At 59.1% G+C, this 17,288-nt stretch carries 19 protein-coding genes; 7 read left to right on the top strand and 12 right to left on the bottom strand.

Features of this window, described 5'->3' with window-relative positions; genetic code table 11:
* From VL003_RS03120 to VL003_RS03140, 5 genes are all read right to left on the bottom strand, one after another.
* The coding region (locus VL003_RS03120) for an SCO family protein (protein WP_325439478.1) at positions 1 to 519 on the bottom strand (519 nt) is incomplete at its 3' end.
* A gap of 34 nt (positions 520 to 553) precedes the next feature.
* Positions 554 to 1,444 carry a heme o synthase gene (gene cyoE, locus VL003_RS03125; RefSeq protein WP_325439481.1) on the bottom strand — a complete coding sequence of 297 codons (891 nt, stop codon included), beginning with the start codon at positions 1,442 to 1,444 and terminating at the stop codon, positions 554 to 556.
* Positions 1,441 to 2,454 (bottom strand): COX15/CtaA family protein, encoded by a 1,014-nt coding sequence (locus tag VL003_RS03130; protein ID WP_325439483.1) that lies wholly within the window; start codon positions 2,452 to 2,454, stop codon positions 1,441 to 1,443. Before VL003_RS03130 ends, cyoE begins: the two co-directional genes overlap by 4 nt.
* 2 nt (positions 2,455 to 2,456) lie before the next feature.
* Positions 2,457 to 3,098, bottom strand: a complete 642-nt coding sequence (locus tag VL003_RS03135; protein ID WP_325439485.1) for an SCO family protein — start codon at positions 3,096 to 3,098, stop codon at positions 2,457 to 2,459.
* A gap of 28 nt (positions 3,099 to 3,126) precedes the next feature.
* On the bottom strand, positions 3,127 to 3,924 hold the full coding sequence (locus VL003_RS03140) for an SURF1 family protein (RefSeq protein ID WP_325439487.1): 798 nt from the start codon (positions 3,922 to 3,924) through the stop codon (positions 3,127 to 3,129).
* 35 nt (positions 3,925 to 3,959) lie between these two features.
* Here VL003_RS03140 and VL003_RS03145 point away from each other — a divergent pair, with 35 nt between their 5' ends.
* A complete protein-coding gene (locus tag VL003_RS03145) occupies positions 3,960 to 4,166 on the top strand; it encodes a twin transmembrane helix small protein (RefSeq protein ID WP_325439489.1) in 207 nt (68 codons plus the stop codon).
* Between the two features lie 101 nt (positions 4,167 to 4,267).
* On the opposite strand, the gene VL003_RS03150 is transcribed toward VL003_RS03145, so the two are convergent.
* The 5 genes from VL003_RS03150 to coxB form a co-directional block, all read right to left on the bottom strand.
* Complete coding sequence (locus VL003_RS03150; RefSeq protein WP_325439491.1) at positions 4,268 to 5,143, bottom strand: cytochrome c oxidase subunit 3; 876 nt, start codon at positions 5,141 to 5,143, stop codon at positions 4,268 to 4,270.
* Between the two features lie 40 nt (positions 5,144 to 5,183).
* Positions 5,184 to 5,408, bottom strand: coding sequence for a DUF2970 domain-containing protein (locus VL003_RS03155; RefSeq protein WP_325439493.1), 225 nt, complete (start codon positions 5,406 to 5,408; stop codon positions 5,184 to 5,186).
* Positions 5,409 to 5,421: 13 nt separating this feature from the next.
* Positions 5,422 to 5,532: a cytochrome oxidase small assembly protein gene (locus VL003_RS03160; RefSeq protein WP_325439495.1), complete on the bottom strand. Its 111-nt coding sequence runs from the start codon at positions 5,530 to 5,532 to the stop codon at positions 5,422 to 5,424.
* A gap of 4 nt (positions 5,533 to 5,536) precedes the next feature.
* Positions 5,537 to 7,135: a cytochrome c oxidase subunit I gene (gene ctaD / locus VL003_RS03165; protein WP_325439497.1), complete on the bottom strand. Its 1,599-nt coding sequence runs from the start codon at positions 7,133 to 7,135 to the stop codon at positions 5,537 to 5,539.
* A gap of 80 nt (positions 7,136 to 7,215) precedes the next feature.
* Complete coding sequence (gene coxB, locus VL003_RS03170; protein ID WP_325439499.1) at positions 7,216 to 8,376, bottom strand: cytochrome c oxidase subunit II; 1,161 nt, start codon at positions 8,374 to 8,376, stop codon at positions 7,216 to 7,218.
* Between the two features lie 255 nt (positions 8,377 to 8,631).
* Here coxB and VL003_RS03175 point away from each other — a divergent pair, with 255 nt between their 5' ends.
* The gene (locus tag VL003_RS03175; RefSeq protein WP_325439501.1) at positions 8,632 to 9,459 is read left to right on the top strand and encodes an NUDIX hydrolase; all 828 of its coding nucleotides are present in this window, start codon (positions 8,632 to 8,634) and stop codon (positions 9,457 to 9,459) included.
* A gap of 40 nt (positions 9,460 to 9,499) precedes the next feature.
* Here the strand turns inward: VL003_RS03175 and VL003_RS03180 are convergent, their stop codons facing one another.
* A complete protein-coding gene (locus VL003_RS03180) occupies positions 9,500 to 9,724 on the bottom strand; it encodes a DUF3717 domain-containing protein (protein WP_325439503.1) in 225 nt (74 codons plus the stop codon).
* Between the two features lie 113 nt (positions 9,725 to 9,837).
* Here VL003_RS03180 and VL003_RS03185 point away from each other — a divergent pair, with 113 nt between their 5' ends.
* The 4 genes from VL003_RS03185 to VL003_RS03200 all read left to right on the top strand — a co-directional run bounded on the left by VL003_RS03185 (position 9,838) and on the right by VL003_RS03200 (position 14,605).
* Positions 9,838 to 10,644, top strand: a complete 807-nt coding sequence (locus VL003_RS03185) for a PhaM family polyhydroxyalkanoate granule multifunctional regulatory protein (protein ID WP_325439505.1) — start codon at positions 9,838 to 9,840, stop codon at positions 10,642 to 10,644.
* A 117-nt stretch (positions 10,645 to 10,761) separates the two neighbouring features.
* Positions 10,762 to 12,135 (top strand): bifunctional UDP-N-acetylglucosamine diphosphorylase/glucosamine-1-phosphate N-acetyltransferase GlmU, encoded by a 1,374-nt coding sequence (gene glmU, locus VL003_RS03190; RefSeq protein ID WP_325439507.1) that lies wholly within the window; start codon positions 10,762 to 10,764, stop codon positions 12,133 to 12,135.
* Position 12,136: 1 nt separating this feature from the next.
* A complete protein-coding gene (locus VL003_RS03195) occupies positions 12,137 to 13,525 on the top strand; it encodes an MFS transporter (RefSeq protein ID WP_325439509.1) in 1,389 nt (462 codons plus the stop codon).
* Positions 13,526 to 13,531: 6 nt separating this feature from the next.
* Positions 13,532 to 14,605 carry a glycosyltransferase family 4 protein gene (locus tag VL003_RS03200; RefSeq protein WP_325439511.1) on the top strand — a complete coding sequence of 358 codons (1,074 nt, stop codon included), beginning with the start codon at positions 13,532 to 13,534 and terminating at the stop codon, positions 14,603 to 14,605.
* Positions 14,606 to 14,656: 51 nt separating this feature from the next.
* Here the strand turns inward: VL003_RS03200 and VL003_RS03205 are convergent, their stop codons facing one another.
* Positions 14,657 to 15,139 carry an Lrp/AsnC family transcriptional regulator gene (locus VL003_RS03205; RefSeq protein WP_325439513.1) on the bottom strand — a complete coding sequence of 161 codons (483 nt, stop codon included), beginning with the start codon at positions 15,137 to 15,139 and terminating at the stop codon, positions 14,657 to 14,659.
* A 151-nt stretch (positions 15,140 to 15,290) separates the two neighbouring features.
* On the opposite strand from VL003_RS03205, the gene glmS reads away from it, so the two are divergent.
* Positions 15,291 to 17,129, top strand: a complete 1,839-nt coding sequence (gene glmS, locus VL003_RS03210; RefSeq protein ID WP_325439515.1) for a glutamine--fructose-6-phosphate transaminase (isomerizing) — start codon at positions 15,291 to 15,293, stop codon at positions 17,127 to 17,129.
* The last annotated feature ends 159 nt before the right edge of the window (positions 17,130 to 17,288 follow it).

Below are 17,288 nucleotides of genomic sequence, written 5' to 3' on the forward strand. Positions count from 1 at the left end.
GCGGTCAAGAATGTAAAACGACGAGCCGTGGTCCATGGTGTAGTCGTCACCACCTGGGGTGGGCACTTTGCTGTAAAACGCTCTGAACGATTTTGCCGTGGCGGCCAGTTGCTCGGGCGTACCGGTAAGCCCCACGAATGAGGGATCAAAAGCTGTGACGTAGCTGCGAAGCACGTCGGGTGTATCGCGTTCGGGGTCGACCGAGACCATTAATACCTGAACCTGGTCGGCGTCGGTGCCGAGCAGCTCCATGGCATGGGCGAGCTGCGACATCGAGGTGGGGCACACGTCGGGGCACTGCGTAAACCCAAAGAACACCAGCACCACCTTGTCGCGGTAGTCGATTAATGTGCGTGAGTGGCCGTTGTGGTCGACCATGGCCAGATCGGCGCCCAGCTTGGTGCCGCTAATGTCGCTGCCCCGAAACTCGGCCTTGTCGTTGCCGCAGCCGGCCAGAACCAGGGCGGCTGCGAGAGCGAATGTGGTGAACAGGGTGCGCAAAGAAAAAATCGAGGTCATGCAGGCTCTGCGTTGCAAAGGTTGGAAGGGGCCGCTAGATCATCATGACCCAATGATCAATCAGCAAGGCGCCGAAGATCAGGGCGAGGTACAGAATTGAAAAGCGGAACAGCTTGCGTGCCAGCGCGTCGCTGTACTGTTTATACAGTTGCCACGAAAGGCGCACGAACATGCCGCTAAGCACTACGGCGCAAACCAAATAAAGCGGTCCGCTCATGCGTGCCATAAAAGGCAGCAGGGTGGCCGCAAAAAGCGCCAGGCTGTAGAGCAAAATATGCAGACGAGTGAACTGATTGCCATGGGTAACCGGCAGCATGGGCAACCCCGATTTTTCGTAGTCGTTGTCGCGGTACAGGGCCAAGGCCCAAAAATGCGGCGGAGTCCAGATAAAGATAATAAGCACCAGTATCCAGGCTTCGGCGGGTACCGCGTTGGCGATGCATGCCCAGCCCAACGCGGGGGGCATGGCACCCGAGAGCCCGCCAATGACGATATTTTGCGAGGTTCTGGGCTTGAGTATGATGGTGTAGATAATGGCATAGCCCACGAAGGTGGCAAAGGTAAGCCACATGGTCAGCGGGTTTACCAAATGGTAAAGCACCAGCATGCCGGCGCCGCCCAGCACCCCCGAAAAAATCAGTACCTGCGTGTTGGTGATGGTGCCGCGCGCGGTGGCGCGTCGCGAGGTGCGGGCCATTTTGGCGTCGATTTCTTGCTCAATAAGGCAATTGATGGCAAAGGCTGCAGCCGCCAATAGCCAGATGCCGACGGTGCCCGCCACCACCAGGCCAATGTCGGGCAGGCCGGGGCTGGCCAGGAACATGCCGATTATGGCGCAGAACACGGCAAGCTGCGTGACACGCGGCTTGGTCAGCACCAGGTATTGGCGTAGCAAAGACGGTTCGGAGATAGGCAGGGTAGTCATGGCGTTATTCTAGCCCGCCCTGCGCGGTGCAGGCGGACGATCAGCGTAACACTGACCAGCACCAGACCGGCGGCGCCGCCATTGTGCAACACGGCGATCAGCAGGGGCCATTCGAAAAATATGGTGGTAAGGCCCGTAAGCAGCTGGGCCAGCAACAGCGTCAGCAACAAGGTGGCGGGCCCGGCCAGGCCGGAGTCGCCCCTTAAGCGCAGCGCCAGGGCCCCCAGGTACACGAAGACAAAAAAGGCAAAATTGCGGTGGACCCAGTGTATGGCGGTAAGCGCTTCTTGCGAGATCATCTCGCCCGAGGGTAACTGGCCCAGGCCCCTTATCAGCGAAAAGCCGCTTTCAACGTCCATCGGCGGCAGCCACTGGCCATGGCAGGTCGGAAAATCCATGCAGGCCAGCGCCGCATAATTGGTGCTGACCCAGCCCCCCAGTGCAATCTGCACAAACAGCAATACCAGACCGGCCGTCATCCAGGGCAGGTAGCCACGGTAGTGCGTACTGACGGCGGGGTGTTGTTTCTCGCGAGCCGCCAGCCACGTCATCAGCGCCAGCAGCCCCATGCCCCCCAGCAAGTGCGTGGTGACAATAATGGGCATCAGCTGGTGCGTGACTGTCCAGGCCCCGAACGCACCCTGAACGCAAACGGCAATAAGTGTAAAGAGGGCAAGACGCGGCGTGTTGCCCAACACCTTGCGATGGCGCCAGGCCATATAAACAATGGCGATGATCAGCAGACCTAATAGCGAGCCAACGTAGCGGTGGATCATTTCGATCCAGGCCTTGGGGAAGCTGACCGCTCCGTAAGGCATGGCGGCGAACGCTTCTTCTATATATTTTGAGGCCCCGATCGGGCTGATCTTGCCGTAACAGCCAGGCCAGTCGGGGCAGCCCAGGCCCGAATCCGTAAGGCGCACAAAGGCACCAAACATGATCAGATCAAGAGTAAGGAACCACGTTAAATAGACCAGCTTTCGGTAGCGGGTCTTGATACGCTCAGCCATTTTTAACCAACCCGCGAGTTGTAAATCAGCTTGCTGATGTCTTTTCGTACGCGTAAGGGGTCGGCGTTTTCGGGAAACTCAAGCATAAGGTTGCCCAGTGGGTCGATAATCCACATGGGGGCGGCCAACGCTTCCTGGGTGGACGCGCCGGCTTCGGGCGCTAAAAATCCAGCCAGTTTTTCAGGGTCGGCACGAACAATAATGGTGCCCTGGTAGGCTTCCAGCACTTGTTCAGGTATGGGTGCGTCGTCGGTTACGAACCAGATGCGCGACAGGCGTTCAACATTCTTCCCCTGGCTGGCATGCGAATTACGAAGAATGAACAGCTTGGTCACGCAAGACTCTGGGCAGGCGCCTTGGTCGGCCGTTGCCAGCACCCATTGTCCTTTCAGGCTGGACAGGTCAAACGGCTGGCCGTCTTGAGTTTTAAGCCCCAGTGTCTCGGCGCTGGGAACAGGACGTTGAGGGTTCAGCACACGACCATAATTTGAGGTGTCGTCGGGGCGAAACCCCAACGACGGAAGGTAGTAGGCCAATAGGGCAAACACGATGGGTGCCAGGCACACCACCACAATCCAGATCAGGGGTTGGATTGAGCGTGGCTTGGCCGGGGCGGCGGAACTTGGGAGAGGGTTGCGGTCCACAATGAGTCCTTGGCGTGGATGGTTGATTTCAGTGGCTGCGGATGTCGGGCTTTCGCGCACGCCGTCTAAGGGTGCGCCAGACAATGACAATCCAGGCGCCGATGGCAATGGCGGCAAAGCTGAACCACTGCAAGGCATAGCCGCGATTGGTGTCCGAGTCGGTGGGGGGCAGCGGCCAGTTTCGGTTCAAGCGGTGGTCGCCCTCACCTTCCGAGGTCTGTTCCAGCACGACGGGCATCAATTTTAAGCCAGTCGCAGCTTCGTAGTCTGCAAGATCAAGGTTTTGCACGCGTGGCGGTGCTGCATCAGCGGCAGGAAAAGCCTTCGGCAGCGCGCTGGGGCTGGGGCCGCTGAACGACCGAAGCTCGAATAAGCGCGGCACGCGTTCGAGCAGATTGCCGGAAACCTTTTGAGGGCCGGTGGGTGGGGTCAGGTCGGGAAGCTGACCCTCGGGCCCTACCGGTCGGGGGAGCCAGCCGCGCAGCACTAGAAGCGCGGCACGGCTCGAGGTATCGAGCAGCAGGGGCGTTGCCACCCAAAAACCGGGTCGGCCATTGTAATTTCGGTTGTCTAGCAGTACCGTAAATTCAGGCAGCCATATGCCTTCAGCCTGGGCCGGGCGCCAGTTTTTCAGCTCGTCAGTGGCAGTGTCGGGTTGCAGGGTAAGCGGCGGGCTTTGGCGTCCGGTTTCAATGGCCGCTGAAATGGCTTCGCGTTCGGCCGCCCGGTCAAGCTGCCAGTTGCCCAGGGCGGCACATACCGCGGCAACGACAGCCAGCAGTATCAGTGCCGACGCCAGGCGTATGTTTATGTGTGAACGGGCCATGTCTGCAATAATTCTGGTTTTACCGGAGAAACTTCATGCGTATCATCGTTATCCTGGCTTTTCTCGGGATCTTGGGCAGTTTGGCGTCTGCGCTGGTGTATCTGATGCGCGACAAGGGTGGAACCAGCCGCACCGCCTATGCATTGACATGGCGGGTGGGCCTTTCAATTGCGCTGTTCTTGTTTGTGCTGCTGGCCCATTATTTGGGCTGGATCGAAAGCACCGGCATTGTCTCGCGCTAAGGCCTCGATAAGGCCTATATGCGGCGCGCAAAATAAAAGCCGGCGGGGCCGGCTTTTATTTTGCTAGAGCAAAGCGCGCCAGGCGCCTTGCTCGGCAAGGCTTAAAACCAGTAAACAAACAAGTATAAACCGAGCCAGACCACGTCAACAAAGTGCCAGTACCAGGCCGCCCCTTCGAAACCGAAGTGGTGGTCGGCCGTGAAGTGCCCCTTTATAAGACGGAACAATATGACCGTAAGCATGGAGGCGCCCAAGATGACGTGGAAGCCATGGAAGCCGGTAAGCATGTAGAACAGCGAACCATACGCGCCCGAGTCGAAGCGAAGATTAAGGTCGGTGTAGGCGTGGTAGTACTCGTACGACTGGCAGCCTACGAAGACAAAGCCCAGAATAACCGTCGCCGCAAGCCAGAAAATGGTCTTGCCGCGCTGGTTGGCGCGCAGGGCGTGGTGGGCAATGGTAAGGGTAAGGCCCGAGGTAAGCAGCAGTGCCGTGTTGATGGTGGGCAGCCAGAAGGGGCCCATGATTTCGAACGCATCAACGACACCGGCCGGCCCCAGGTTCGGCCAGGCGCCTGTAAACGACGGCCACAGCAGCGCCTGGTGTTCCAGGTCGCTAAGCCAGGGCGTGGTAATGGTGCGCACATACCAAAGCGAACCAAAAAAGGCCGCAAAGAACATCACCTCTGAAAAAATAAACCAGGCCATGCTCCAGCGGTAGGCATGGTCAACGCGCGCGCTGTTCAGGCCGCCTTCTGATTCTCGGATGGCATCGCCGAACCAGCCGAACAGAACGACAAACAGCGACAAAATGCCCAGTAAAAACACCCAATGGCCGATGGCGTAGCTGTTGATCCACAGCGCCGCGCCCAACAGGGTCAGCAGCAACGAAAAACTGGCGCGTACAGGGTGGGGCGATTCGGCCGGCACGTAGTAGTAAGGCGCTTCGTTTCCGTGAGCCGAGTGACTTGCACTCATGGTGATCTCCTACAAATTATCTAATATTGCTGATGCGGAGCTAAACAGCCTGGTTGATGAAAAACTTGGCGATCATGACCAGCGCCACCACAAAAAGTAGGGTGGCGATGATTGCCGCGATTATAAGGTGCACAGGGTTGAGGCTGGAAATGTCTTCTTGATAGCCCTTGCCCTTGCGCACCCCAAAAAAACCCCACAGCACGGCTTTCAGCGTCTGGAAGAAGTTCAGCTTGCGCTTTGACAGTTCGCGGATGTCGTCGGTCATTACGTTGTTACGGTTAATTCATCAGTACCGAGCCGCGCAGGAAGGTCCAGGCAAAAATCGCGATAACGATAATGGCCAGGATGGCTCCTGCGATGCGGTTGCGGCGGCGTTGCTCGGGTGTCATGTTCTTATTTAACTACAGGTGGTGTCACGAAGGTGTGGAACGGAGCCGGCGAGGGCACTGTCCATTCAAGGCCTTCGGCGCCTTCCCAGGCTTTGGCAGGAGCAGGCTCGCCCCGGCCCGAATAGGCTTTAAGCACCACGTACATGAAAATGATTTGTGACAGGCCGAACCAGAACGCACCGATGGTGGCGATTTGGTGGAAATCGGTGAACTGCGCTGCGTAATCAACGTAGCGGCGCGGCATGCCGGCCAGCCCCAGGAAGTGCATGGGGAAGAACGTGATGTTGAACGAGATCATGGTCGACCAGAAGTGCCATTTGCCCAGGCGCTCGTCGTACATGCGGCCTGTCCATTTGGGCAGCCAGTAGTAGGCCCCGCCAAACAGTGCAAACAGCGAGCCTGCCACCAGCACATAGTGGAAGTGCGCCACCACGTAGTAGGTGTCGTGCACCGCAATATCGATGGGGGCCACGGCCACGATCAGGCCGGTGAAACCGCCAACGGTAAACACAAAGATGAAGCCGATGGCGAACAGCATGGGCGTTTCAAACGTAAGCGAGCCGCGCCACATGGTTGCCACCCAGTTGAAGATCTTGACCCCGGTGGGAATCGAGATAAGCATGGTGGCGTACATGAAGTACAACTGCCCCGTCACCGGCATGCCGGTGGCGAACATGTGGTGAGCCCAGACCAGGAACGAAAGAATGGCGATGGCTGCCGTGGCATACACCATGGATGCGTAACCGAACAGCGGCTTGCGCGAAAACGCAGGCACAATGGCCGACACGATGCCGAACGCCGGCAGAATCATGATGTAGACCTCGGGGTGACCGAAGAACCAGAACACGTGCTGGTACAGAACCGGGTCGCCGCCTGCGGCTGCGTTAAAAAAGGCCGTGCCAAAGTGGCGGTCGGTAAGCAGCATGGTTACCGCCGCAGCCAGTACAGGCATAACGGCAATAAGCAGGTACGCGGTAATAAGCCAGGTCCAGCAGAACAGCGGCATTTTCATCAGCGTCATGCCCGGAGCGCGCATGTTCAGGATGGTGACGATGATGTTGATGGCGCCCATGATCGATGAGGCGCCCAGAATGTGCACCGCGAAAATGGCGAAATCCATGCCGGGGCCCATTTGCAACGACAGCGGTGCGTACATGGTCCAGCCCGAAGCGGTTGCGCCGCCGGGAACAAAGAACGAAGCCGTGAACAGGATGGCGCCCACGGGCAACAGCCAGAAGCTGAAGTTGTTCATGCGGGCAAAGGCCATGTCAGAGGCCCCGATTTGCAGCGGGATCATCCAGTTGGCAAAACCCACGAAGGCCGGCATGATCGCGCCGAAAATCATGATCAGGCCGTGCATGGTGGTGAACTGGTTGAACAGCTCGGGCTGGAAGAACTGCAGGCCCGGCTCAAATAGTTCGGTACGCAGCAACAGGGCCAGCGTGCCGCCCTCGAGCAGCATCAGGAACGAAAAGATCAGGTACATGGTACCGATGTCTTTGTGATTGGTGGCAAATAGCCAGCGCCGCCAACCGCGCGGCATATCGTGGTGCTCTTCGTGCCCGTGGCTCGCGGGTACGTGGTCGGCAGTAACACTGCTCATGGTGGACTCCTTACTGTACCGAGGCGCCGCTGCGGGCCTGGGCAAAAACGTTTGAATTTACGATGCGCATGATCTCGTGCTTAGCGCTGTGCGGTCACGTCGGCAGGCTGCACGACCGGGTCTGGCCCTTTGCCTGCGTTGGCCCATGCATTGCGCGTGTACGTAATGACGGCAGCGATTTCGACGTCGTTCAATTGGTCGCGGAAGGCCGCCATGGCGGTTCCGGGGTGACCGTTAAGCACGGTGTCGATCTGGCCTTGCTTGGGCGCCAATACGGATTTTTCGCTGCCTTCAAGCGGCGGGAAGGCCGGGGGCAAGCCCTTGCCGTTGGCCTGGTGGCAAGCAACGCAGTTAGCGGCATACACCTTTTCGCCGCGGGCGATCAGTTCTTCGGGAGTCCACTCTTTGGTGGGATCGTCGGCAGCGCCGGCCAGGGCCTTCTGTTGCTCGGCGGCCCAGGCTTCGTACTCGGGCTGCGAAACCACACGCACCACAATCGGCATGAAGGCGTGGTCTTTGCCGCATAGTTCGGCGCACTGGCCGCGGTAGGTGCCGGTTTTGGTGGCACGGAACCAAGTGTCGCGCAGGAAGCCGGGGATCGCGTCTTGCTTGACGCCGAAATCGGGCACCATCCACGAGTGAATGACGTCGGCCGAAGTGACGATAATGCGCACTTTTTTGTCGACAGGCACGACCAGCTCGTTGTCGACTTCCATAAGGTAGGTGTTGCTGCGCGGCTCGTGGCCCATGATCTGGCTGCGCGGCGTAGACAACGTTGAAAGGAATTGAACGTCGCGGGCGGGGCCGTCAAGGTACTCGTAGCCCCATTTCCATTGGTAGCCGGTGGCCTTGATGGTGAGGTCGGCACTGGAGGTGTCTTTCATGGCGACGACCGTGCGCGTGGCAGGCAGCGCCATGGCGATGACGATAAGAAAGGGGATGACTGTCCAGGCAACTTCGACACCTACGTGCTCGTGGAACCTGGAGGCTTTATGGCCGCGCGATTTTCGGTGCATCACGATCGAATAGAACATGACGCCAAAGACACCGAGAAAAATGACTGTACAGATGATTAACAGCATCCAGTGCAGCCACATGATGTCGTACGAAATTTCGGTAACCCCCGGAGGGAGGTTGAGCTGGTTGACTCGTGGGCCCCCCGGCATATCCTGGACCTGCGCACTGGCCGCGCTTGCCATTAGCATTGCGCCTGCTCCCAGTACCCCTCTCAACTTCTTCATGCTGACCTCGAAATACGAAGTGCCTTCGCCGAATGACGAGTTGAATCTAGGCGCGATTTACGCCCTTTGGAAAAGGCACGATGATTGGATGGCAGGTTTTCGTGTTGCTTGGCCTCAAGACTACCTGCTCGATTTAATTGCTTAGAGACCGGCGAATTATAGCGAACTGCCGGACTCTTGGTTGACGCAACCCACATATTAGGCTTGAGGGCGGAAATTGGTAAAGCATCAATTGCCGTACATTACAATTGCCGCATGAACGCTCATGCTTCCAGATCACTGGTTTCCACGCTTGATAAGCGCTACCGTTTACTGGTGCCGCGCATTCAGCATTTGCCGCCCGCAGGGTCCCGGCCTCTTACCGTTTCGGGGCGTGTGGCGGGCTGGATCACGCCTCGCGCCACGCGTGCGCTGAGCTCGCTCGAGGGCGTGCGCATCGAGCCCGAAGCCGTCTGTATCGATGCGGTTCCCACGGTTCCCCGGCGTATGCTTGATCAGGTGCTGGCCGATGCGGCGTTATTGATGCGCGATGCGGGCTGCTTGCGGGCCTGGCGCGACGAACTGCTTGATGTGGTGGGCGAAGGCAAAACACTGGGGGCGATCGAGCGCGCGGCGGTTCGTCCGCTGGGCATGCTGACCAAGGCGGTGCACCTGAATGCCTGGACGCCCGACGGGCGTTTGTGGATCGCCCTGCGCTCGGCCGGCAAATCAACCGACCCCGGAATGTGGGACACCCTCGTCGGGGGCCTGGCGGTTGCAGGTGAAACCCTAGAACATTCGTTGCTGCGCGAAAGCCAGGAAGAAGCCGGTCTGTTGCCCGAGCATATGGCAGCCCGCTCGCCGCTGCGAACTATTTTACGTATGCATCGCCGTCTGCCCGAGGGGTATCAGGTGGAAGATGTGCTGGTCAGCGAGTGTGTGCTCGACGAATCCGTGCCGCTTCGTAACCAGGACGGCGAAGTGGACGAGATTCGTGCGGTAACCGTTGAAGAGGTCTGGGAGCTCATTCAGGCGGGGCAGTTCACGGTTGAGGCCGAGCTGGTGGTGCTTGAAGGGTTGGTACGGCGGTTGGCGGCCGCTTGAGCCTTTTCGCCCTGCCTGGGTGCAGCGGCTCGAATTCAAGCTACTTCTGGGTGGCGGCCTCCCAGGCCAGCAGGGCCTCGTGGGCTTTGGCAGAAAGGGTCTGCGAGGCGATTTCGTTGCGCGATTCGTAGATCATTAGTGCATAGGGCTCGGCCAGGGCTGCAGCTTCAGCGCACAGGGCCAGCTCGTCGCCTTGCGATGGTGAGCGATTGCGCCAGTAGTTAATGGCGCTTTCCAGTTCGGTTAGCAGATAGTGGTGTTTCATTTGTTTGCAATGAGCGGCACTGCGTTCATTAGACGCTGGGTGGCTGTTCAGTTTAAGCTTACAGCATACACATCTACTGGTTTTGCATTTTCACTGCGCAGCCCGAGGTCCTCATGAGTAGCCAGAACAGCAACCCTTTTATATTGCCCGGCTTCGGTCAGGCCAACGAAATGTCGAGCAACCCATTGCTGGCCAGTATGGAAATGCTGAGCCGGGCCTGGCAAAGCCTGGCCGGTTCGGGGGTGCTTAGCCAGCCGCCGGTGCCGGCCGCGCTTACCACCGAAGACCTCGACCGGCGCATCAATGACCTTAAAGCGGTAGAAAACTGGCTGCGTATCAATATGTCGATGCTAACCAGTTCCATCCAGGCACTCGAGGTGCAGCGGGCTACGATTGCCACGCTCAAGTCGTTTGCCAATGTGCCCGGAACCTCGGCCGATGGCGACAACCCTTCTCCGCTCGAGGTGGTGTTGGGCATCAAGCCTTCGGGCCAGGCAAAAATAAAAACTGCCGAGCCATTGCGCGAGCAGGCCCCGGCGCAGGCTTTTGCAACAGCATCAGGCCAGCCGGGCGCCGAGCAGGCTGCGCCGCTGCACGCCGACCCTGCCGCCATGTCCGAGGCTGCACAAGGCTGGTGGAACATGCTGCAAAAGCAGTTTGACACACTTGCCGCCGCCACGGTCGCGGGCATGCAGGCGAGCCAGCCTGCAGCGGCTCAAGGCGAAACCGCCGGCCCCGCCAAGCGGTCGGCCGCGCCGCGCAAGGCTACTGGCAAGGCTTCCAGCCGCCAGGCAAGCGTTACGACCAAAAAGGCGGCAACCTCCGCCCAGGCCCAGCCTGCCGTCAAACGGCGGGCCGCCAAAAAGGCCGGTGCGACGCCCGCACGCAAGCGTGTCATCGGATCCGGCCGCACTTTTTAGTGAATGTGTCGTCCCCCATCGGTGGCGGCGTTCGCGCGTCGTCACCGTTGTGGGGTACTTCCTTCCAACCACGCCACCTTTCCAAGATCCCCTTTTACTTCTCGTCTTTAAAAGCACATGCTGAATATCGTGATACTGGCTGCAGGCCTGGGCAAACGCATGCAGTCGGACCTGCCCAAGGTCCTCCACCCGCTCGCCGGAAAACCCATGCTGACTCACGTTCTTGATAACGCTCGACGTCTGGACCCGGATCGTATCGTTGTGGTGGTGGGGCATGGAGCCGAACGCGTGCAACAGGCATTTGCCGGCCATGCAGACCTGAGCTTTGTGGTGCAAAGCCCCCAGCAGGGCACGGGTCATGCGGTGCAACAGGCTGTGCCCTTGCTGCTGCAAGAAGGCAATGCGGCCGACACCACGCTGGTGCTGTACGGCGATGTGCCGTTGGTGCAGACCGAAACCCTGGCGGGCCTGCTTAAGGCGCGGGACGACGGCATGGCGGTGTTGACCGAAAAGCTGGCCGACCCCACTGGGTATGGGCGCATTGTTCGAAACAATGCGGGGCAGGTCATACGCATTGTCGAGCACAAAGACGCCTCGGAAGCCGAGCGCGCCATTAATGAAGTGAACACCGGCATACTGGCCGCCCCGACCAACCGGCTGATAAATTGGCTTGATCGCATCGGCAACAACAATGCCCAGGGCGAATATTATCTGACCGACGTGGTGGGGCTGTCTGTGGCAGACGGCGTGCCGGTCAGTGCCGCCCATGCTGCTGCCGCTTGGGAAACCCTGGGCGTCAACAGCCGCGTTCAGCAGGCTCAGCTCGAGCGTATCTGGCAGGGCGAGCAAGCTCGCCGCCTGTTGGAACAGGGCGTCACGCTGGCCGATCCGGCGCGTTTTGATCTGCGCGGTACCTTGAAATGTGGGCGCGACGTGTTTATTGACGTTGGCTGTGTGTTCGAAGGCGACGTGGTTTTGGCTGACGGGGTACGGGTCGGCCCGCATTGCGTCGTCAGCCAGGCTCAAATCGGTGAAGGCGCATTGATCGAGGCTTTCAGCCATGTACACGATGCCGAGGTGGGGGTTCAGGCGCGAGTCGGCCCTTATGCACGCTTGCGGCCGGGTACCCGGGTGGGCGACGAGGCGCATGTGGGCAACTTTGTCGAAATCAAAAAAAGTACGCTTGGCCGGCAGTCCAAGGCGAATCATCTTGCTTATATCGGCGACGCGCTGGTGGGTGAGCGGGTCAATATTGGTGCAGGCACCATTACCTGCAATTACGACGGCGCCAACAAGTTTCAGACCATTATCGAAGACGATGCCTTTATCGGGTCGGACACCCAGTTGGTGGCCCCGGTTACCGTGGGCCGTGGCGCCACGGTGGGAGCGGGCACGACGTTGACCAAAGACGCGCCGGCTGAACAATTGACCTTGTCGCGCTCTACGCAAAAGTCGGTGTCGGGTTGGGCTCGTCCTGTCAAGAAAGCCTGACGTGCAAGAAAACGGGCAACGTCCACAAGAGGCAGCCCAACCAGACGGCCTCGAAGCTCCCCGCCGCTATTGGGCCGTAGCGACCCTACTCATCGGCATTTTGCTTTCGTCGATGGACATGAGCATGGTCAACGTGGCGTTGCCGACCATCGCCCGAGACCTAAGCCTGGATCCCAGCCTGGTCGTGTGGCTGGCCATTGCCTACAGCCTGGTCATCGTCGTTACGCTATTGCCGTTTTCGGCGGTCAGCGAACGCATCGGCTCGCAGCGCATGTATTTACTGGGTGTGCTGATCTTCATGGCTTCGGCCATGGCTTGCGCCTTGTCCACCACCTTTATCGGGTTGCTGCTGGCGCGCATCTGCCAGGCGCTGGGCACCTCGATGCTCATGTGCTTGTTCGGCGGCCTGGTGCGCAACACCTACCCCATGCGCATGATGGGTTTCGGAATAAGCCTGAACTCGCTGGCGGTGGGCGCCACCATGGTGGTCGGGCCCAGTATCGGCGCGTTCATACTCGAGTATACCGACTGGCGCTGGATTTTCGTCGCCTATGTGCCGCTGTGCATTGCCGCTGCAATTGGCGCCCGCTACCTGCCCGACCTGCCGCGAATGAAAAGGCGCTTTGATTGGGTCAGCTGCGGTTTAAGCATGTTGGCGCTGGGTTTGTTTGTCAGCGGGCTCGACATGCTGGTGCATGCGCCGTGGCAGGCCTTGTTGTTTCTGGCGGTGGCCGGCGTCAGTACGGTGGCGCTGGTGCGTCGCTCGTGGGACCAGACCGCGCCGCTGGTTCCCATTGACCTGCTGCGCATACAGCCCGTCGCCTTTGCCGTGGGGGCGTCGGCGTTTTCATTTGCAGCCCACATGAGCTCTTTCGTGGCGCTGCCTTTTTATTATTTGAACGTCGTGAACTATAGTTATTCCGACGTGGGTATTTTATTGGGAGTGTGGTCGTTCGGCACCGCGGTTATGGCGCCCATCTCGGGTGTTTTGTCTGACCGCTACCGGGTGGCCGTGCTGTGCGCCATCGGTGCCGCATGCATGGCCGGGGGGCTGGGTTGGGTGGTGCTGCTGCCGCTTGATGCACAATTTGGCTGGTTTGCGGCGGCCATGCTTTTGGGCGGGGTGGGGTTCGGGTTCTTTCAAAGCCCCAACAATCGCGCCTTGCTTACGGGTGGGCCACGCCGGCGCAGCGGTGCGATTGGCGCGTTACAAGCCACCACACGCGTGTTCGGCCAAAGCCTGGGCACGGCATTGGTGGCCATTGCCTTCAACCTTAGCGCAGGCTATGGCGCCACCGTGGCCCTTGTCTTCTCCATGATTTGTGCCTTGGGGGCCCTGGCCGTTAATGTGGTTCGTTATTTCAGCCCCGTACCCGACAGCGAGCTTTAATCAGCCATGCGCATATTGCAATTGAACTTCGAGCGAGGCTGGCGTGGCGGGGAGCGCCAGACGCTGCTTTGTCTGCGGCAGTTTCGCGCTGCGGGACACCACGCGGCCTTGCTTGCCCGGCGGGGCGAGCCGTTGGCGCAAGCCGCCCGACGCGAAGGATTCGAGGTATTTGAGGCCTCCGGCCCGCTCTCCTCGTGTTTGAAGCTGCTGCGCATTGCCAGGCGCTTTGATATTTTGCATGCCCAAACCGCCAACACGCTTACCTGGCTCACCCTGCTGAAGCCGCTATTGCGCCGCCCCATCGTATTTACACGACGCACGGCGTTTCCGGTAGCCGAGAAAAAACAAGAAAAAACCCGCTGGAAGTGGCAAAGGGCCGATCTGCTTGTCGCAATCAGTGAGGCCGCTGCCGCCGAACCGCGCCGCCTTGACCTGCCGGTGGTGGTCATACCCAGTGCCATCGAGGCCAGGCCTTTCGATCTTGATCACGCTCGCACGTTTTCAGATATATACCAGTTGCAGGGTCTTAAGGTCGTTGCCACCGTGGCGGCGCTAACCCGCGAAAAAGACCCGTGCACGCTCGTGCGGGCGGTTCATGCCTTGCGACAAGCACGCAACGACTTCGTCTTTGTGCATTTGGGAGCGGGCGGAGACGCCGAGCAGGCGGCACGCGAGCTGGTCAAGCAACTGGGCTTGCAAGAAAGTTACCTTTTCGCCGGCTTTGAGCAAGGGGTCGAAGACCTGTACCGCCTGATGGATGTATTTGTATTGTCCTCTACGTTCGAGGCCCTGGGTACCAGCGTCCTTGACGCGTTTTTGTACTCTGTGCCGGTGGTGTCAACCGACGCGGGTGGGCTTGCCGAAGTGCTGGCCGACGGGCGGGGCCTGCTCTGTAAAGTGGGCGACCATGTAGGTATTGCGCAGGCAATCGGCCGGGTGTTGGACGATGCCGAGCTTCGCAACAGCATGGTGCGCAAAGCCCATGCTTTTGTATTAGCGCAGCACGACCCGCGCCGCATGGCGCATCATTACCTGGACGCGTATCAGGTTTTGCTGACGCGTTTCGAGGCCAAGGGCTAGGCGCCCCCGGCTAGGCGCCCCAGCTAGGCGCCCCCAGCTAGGCGCCCCCAGCTAACTGCTTGCGTGAATACGTGTGCGCGTATCGAATTTGCTGCGATGAATGGAAAAAAATGTGCGCACGTTACGCACATTGGCGTCAGACGTGAACGTGCGGTGCGCCATCTCGTGGTAATCGGGCATGTCCAGCACCTGCACGACCAGCACAAAATCCGGCCCTTGCGACACCCTGTAGCACTGCAAGATGGCGGGTTCCGCCCCCATCTTTTGTTCAAAAACCGTTAGAGCCTCGGCCGTTTGGGTATCGAGCGTGACCTCGACAATTGCCGTCAGGTTATTACCCAGTTGCTCGGGATTGATAATGGCGACTTGTTTTTCAATAATGCCCTCTTCGTGCAGCCTCCGCACCCTGCGCAGGCAGGTGGGGGCCGAGGCGTGCACCCGTTGTGCCAATTCTTGATTGGTAATCGAACAATCTGTTTGAAGTTGTTCAAGAATGCGTCGGTCCAGCTCGTCTAAGGGCGGTTTATTTTCCATAAAAGTAAAATATCACGTTCAGAATGAAATTTCATTTCATTAAGACTGTTGGGTGAAATAAAAGTAAAAATAACTGGAAAATACATAATCTTATTTCGGGGAGATTTAAGCACAATAGCCATTGTCGTATTTACTTCAGGAGTCGAGTGTCATGTGTGGAATTGTCGGTGCAGTCGCGCAGCGTGATGTAACCCCCATTCTGGTCGAAGGCCTGAAACGCCTTGAATACCGTGGCTACGACTCTTGCGGCGTGGCCCTGCACGCCAATGGCGGCCTGCGCCGCACGCGCAGCACCCAGCGCGTGGCCGAACTTGAGCGCGAAATTCACAACGAGAAGCTTTCGGGCTTTACCGGCATTGCCCATACACGCTGGGCCACCCATGGTGCGCCGGCCACTCATAACGCCCACCCGCATTTTTCCGGCCAGAACCAGGGCCGCGGCGAGCCGCGCATCGCCTTGGTTCACAACGGCATTATCGAGAACCACGACGATCTTCGCGTCGAGCTGCAAGCCGTCGGGTACGACTTCGAAAGCCAGACCGACACCGAGGTCATCGCCCATCTTATCGATCACAACTACGACGGCGACCTGTTCGCGGCCGTGCAGCAGGCCACCAAACGTCTGGAGGGCGCCTACGCCATTGCCGTGTTCTGTCGTGACGAGCCTCATCGCGTCGTGGGCGCGCGCCAGGGCTCACCCCTGGTGGTGGGCCGCGGCAAAGACGAAAATTTCCTGGCCTCTGACGCCCTGGCGCTGGCCGGCACCACCGACCAGATCATTTACCTTGAAGACGGCGACGTGGTCGACCTGCAGCTTGCACGCGTATGGATCGTGGATGCAGAAGGGCAGCAAGTTGAGCGCACCGTGCATACCGTACATTTGCACACCGCCGCGGCCGAGCTGGGCCCCTACCGCCACTACATGCAGAAAGAAATTTTCGAGCAACCGCGTGCCGTTGCCGACACCCTGCAAGACATCGAATCCATTTCGCCCGAGTTATTCGGCGACCAGGCCTACAAGGTCTTCAACGAAATTGACAACGTGCTGATACTGGCTTGCGGCACCAGCTATTACGCCGGCCTTACCTCCAAGTACTGGATCGAATCCATCGCCAAGATTCCGGTGAACGTTGAAATTGCCAGCGAATACCGCTACCGCGACAGCGTGCCCAACCCGCGCAGCCTGGTCGTGACCATTTCGCAATCAGGCGAAACCGCCGACACCCTGGCCGCCCTCAAGCACGCCCGCAGCCTGGGCATGCACCACACGCTGACCGTGTGCAACGTGGCCACCAGCGCCATGGTTCGCGAATGCAAGCTGGCCTACATTACCCGCGCCGGCATTGAAATCGGCGTGGCCTCGACCAAGGCCTTTACTACCCAGCTTACTGCGCTGTATCTGCTTACCCTGGCCCTGGCCCAGACCAAGGGCCGGCTTAGCGAAGAGCAAGAAGCCGACGGCTTGAAAGCCCTGCGCCACTTGCCGGTGGCCATTCAGGCCGTGCTGGCTCTTGAACCGCAAATCATGGCCTGGGCCGACCGCTTCGCCGCCAAAGAAAATGCTCTCTTCCTGGGGCGCGGCATGCACTACCCCATTGCACTTGAAGGCGCCTTAAAGCTTAAAGAGATCAGCTATATACACGCCGAAGCCTACCCCGCCGGCGAGCTCAAGCACGGCCCCCTGGCGCTGGTTACCGAACACATGCCGGTGGTAACCATCGCCCCGCGCGACGAGCTGTTGGAAAAGCTCAAGTCCAACATACAAGAGGTACGCGCCCGAGGCGGCGAGCTATACGTGTTCGCCGACGCCGATACCAAGATTGTCAACGCAGAAGGCATGCATGTTATTCGCATGCCCGAGCACTACGGGAAGCTGTCGCCCCTGCTGCATACGATTCCGCTGCAGTTGCTGGCCTATCACACTGCGTGCGCTCGGGGTACGGATGTGGATAAGCCTAGGAATCTGGCTAAGAGTGTGACAGTGGAATAGGGTGGGCGAAAACGGGGTGGTGTGAAGTCCGAAAATAAAATCTGTCGAAAGGGAATAAAGTCTGTCGTAGGTCTTTGATTGCCAATTTAACTTATCTTTTGTTAAGTATTGGCTAAATTCTGTTAATTTTTGAGGGGAGCCCATTGGCAAGCTGGTGAG

The organism is Pusillimonas sp., assembly GCF_035515275.1.
Taxonomy (GTDB): Bacteria; Pseudomonadota; Gammaproteobacteria; order Burkholderiales; family Burkholderiaceae_B; genus Pusillimonas.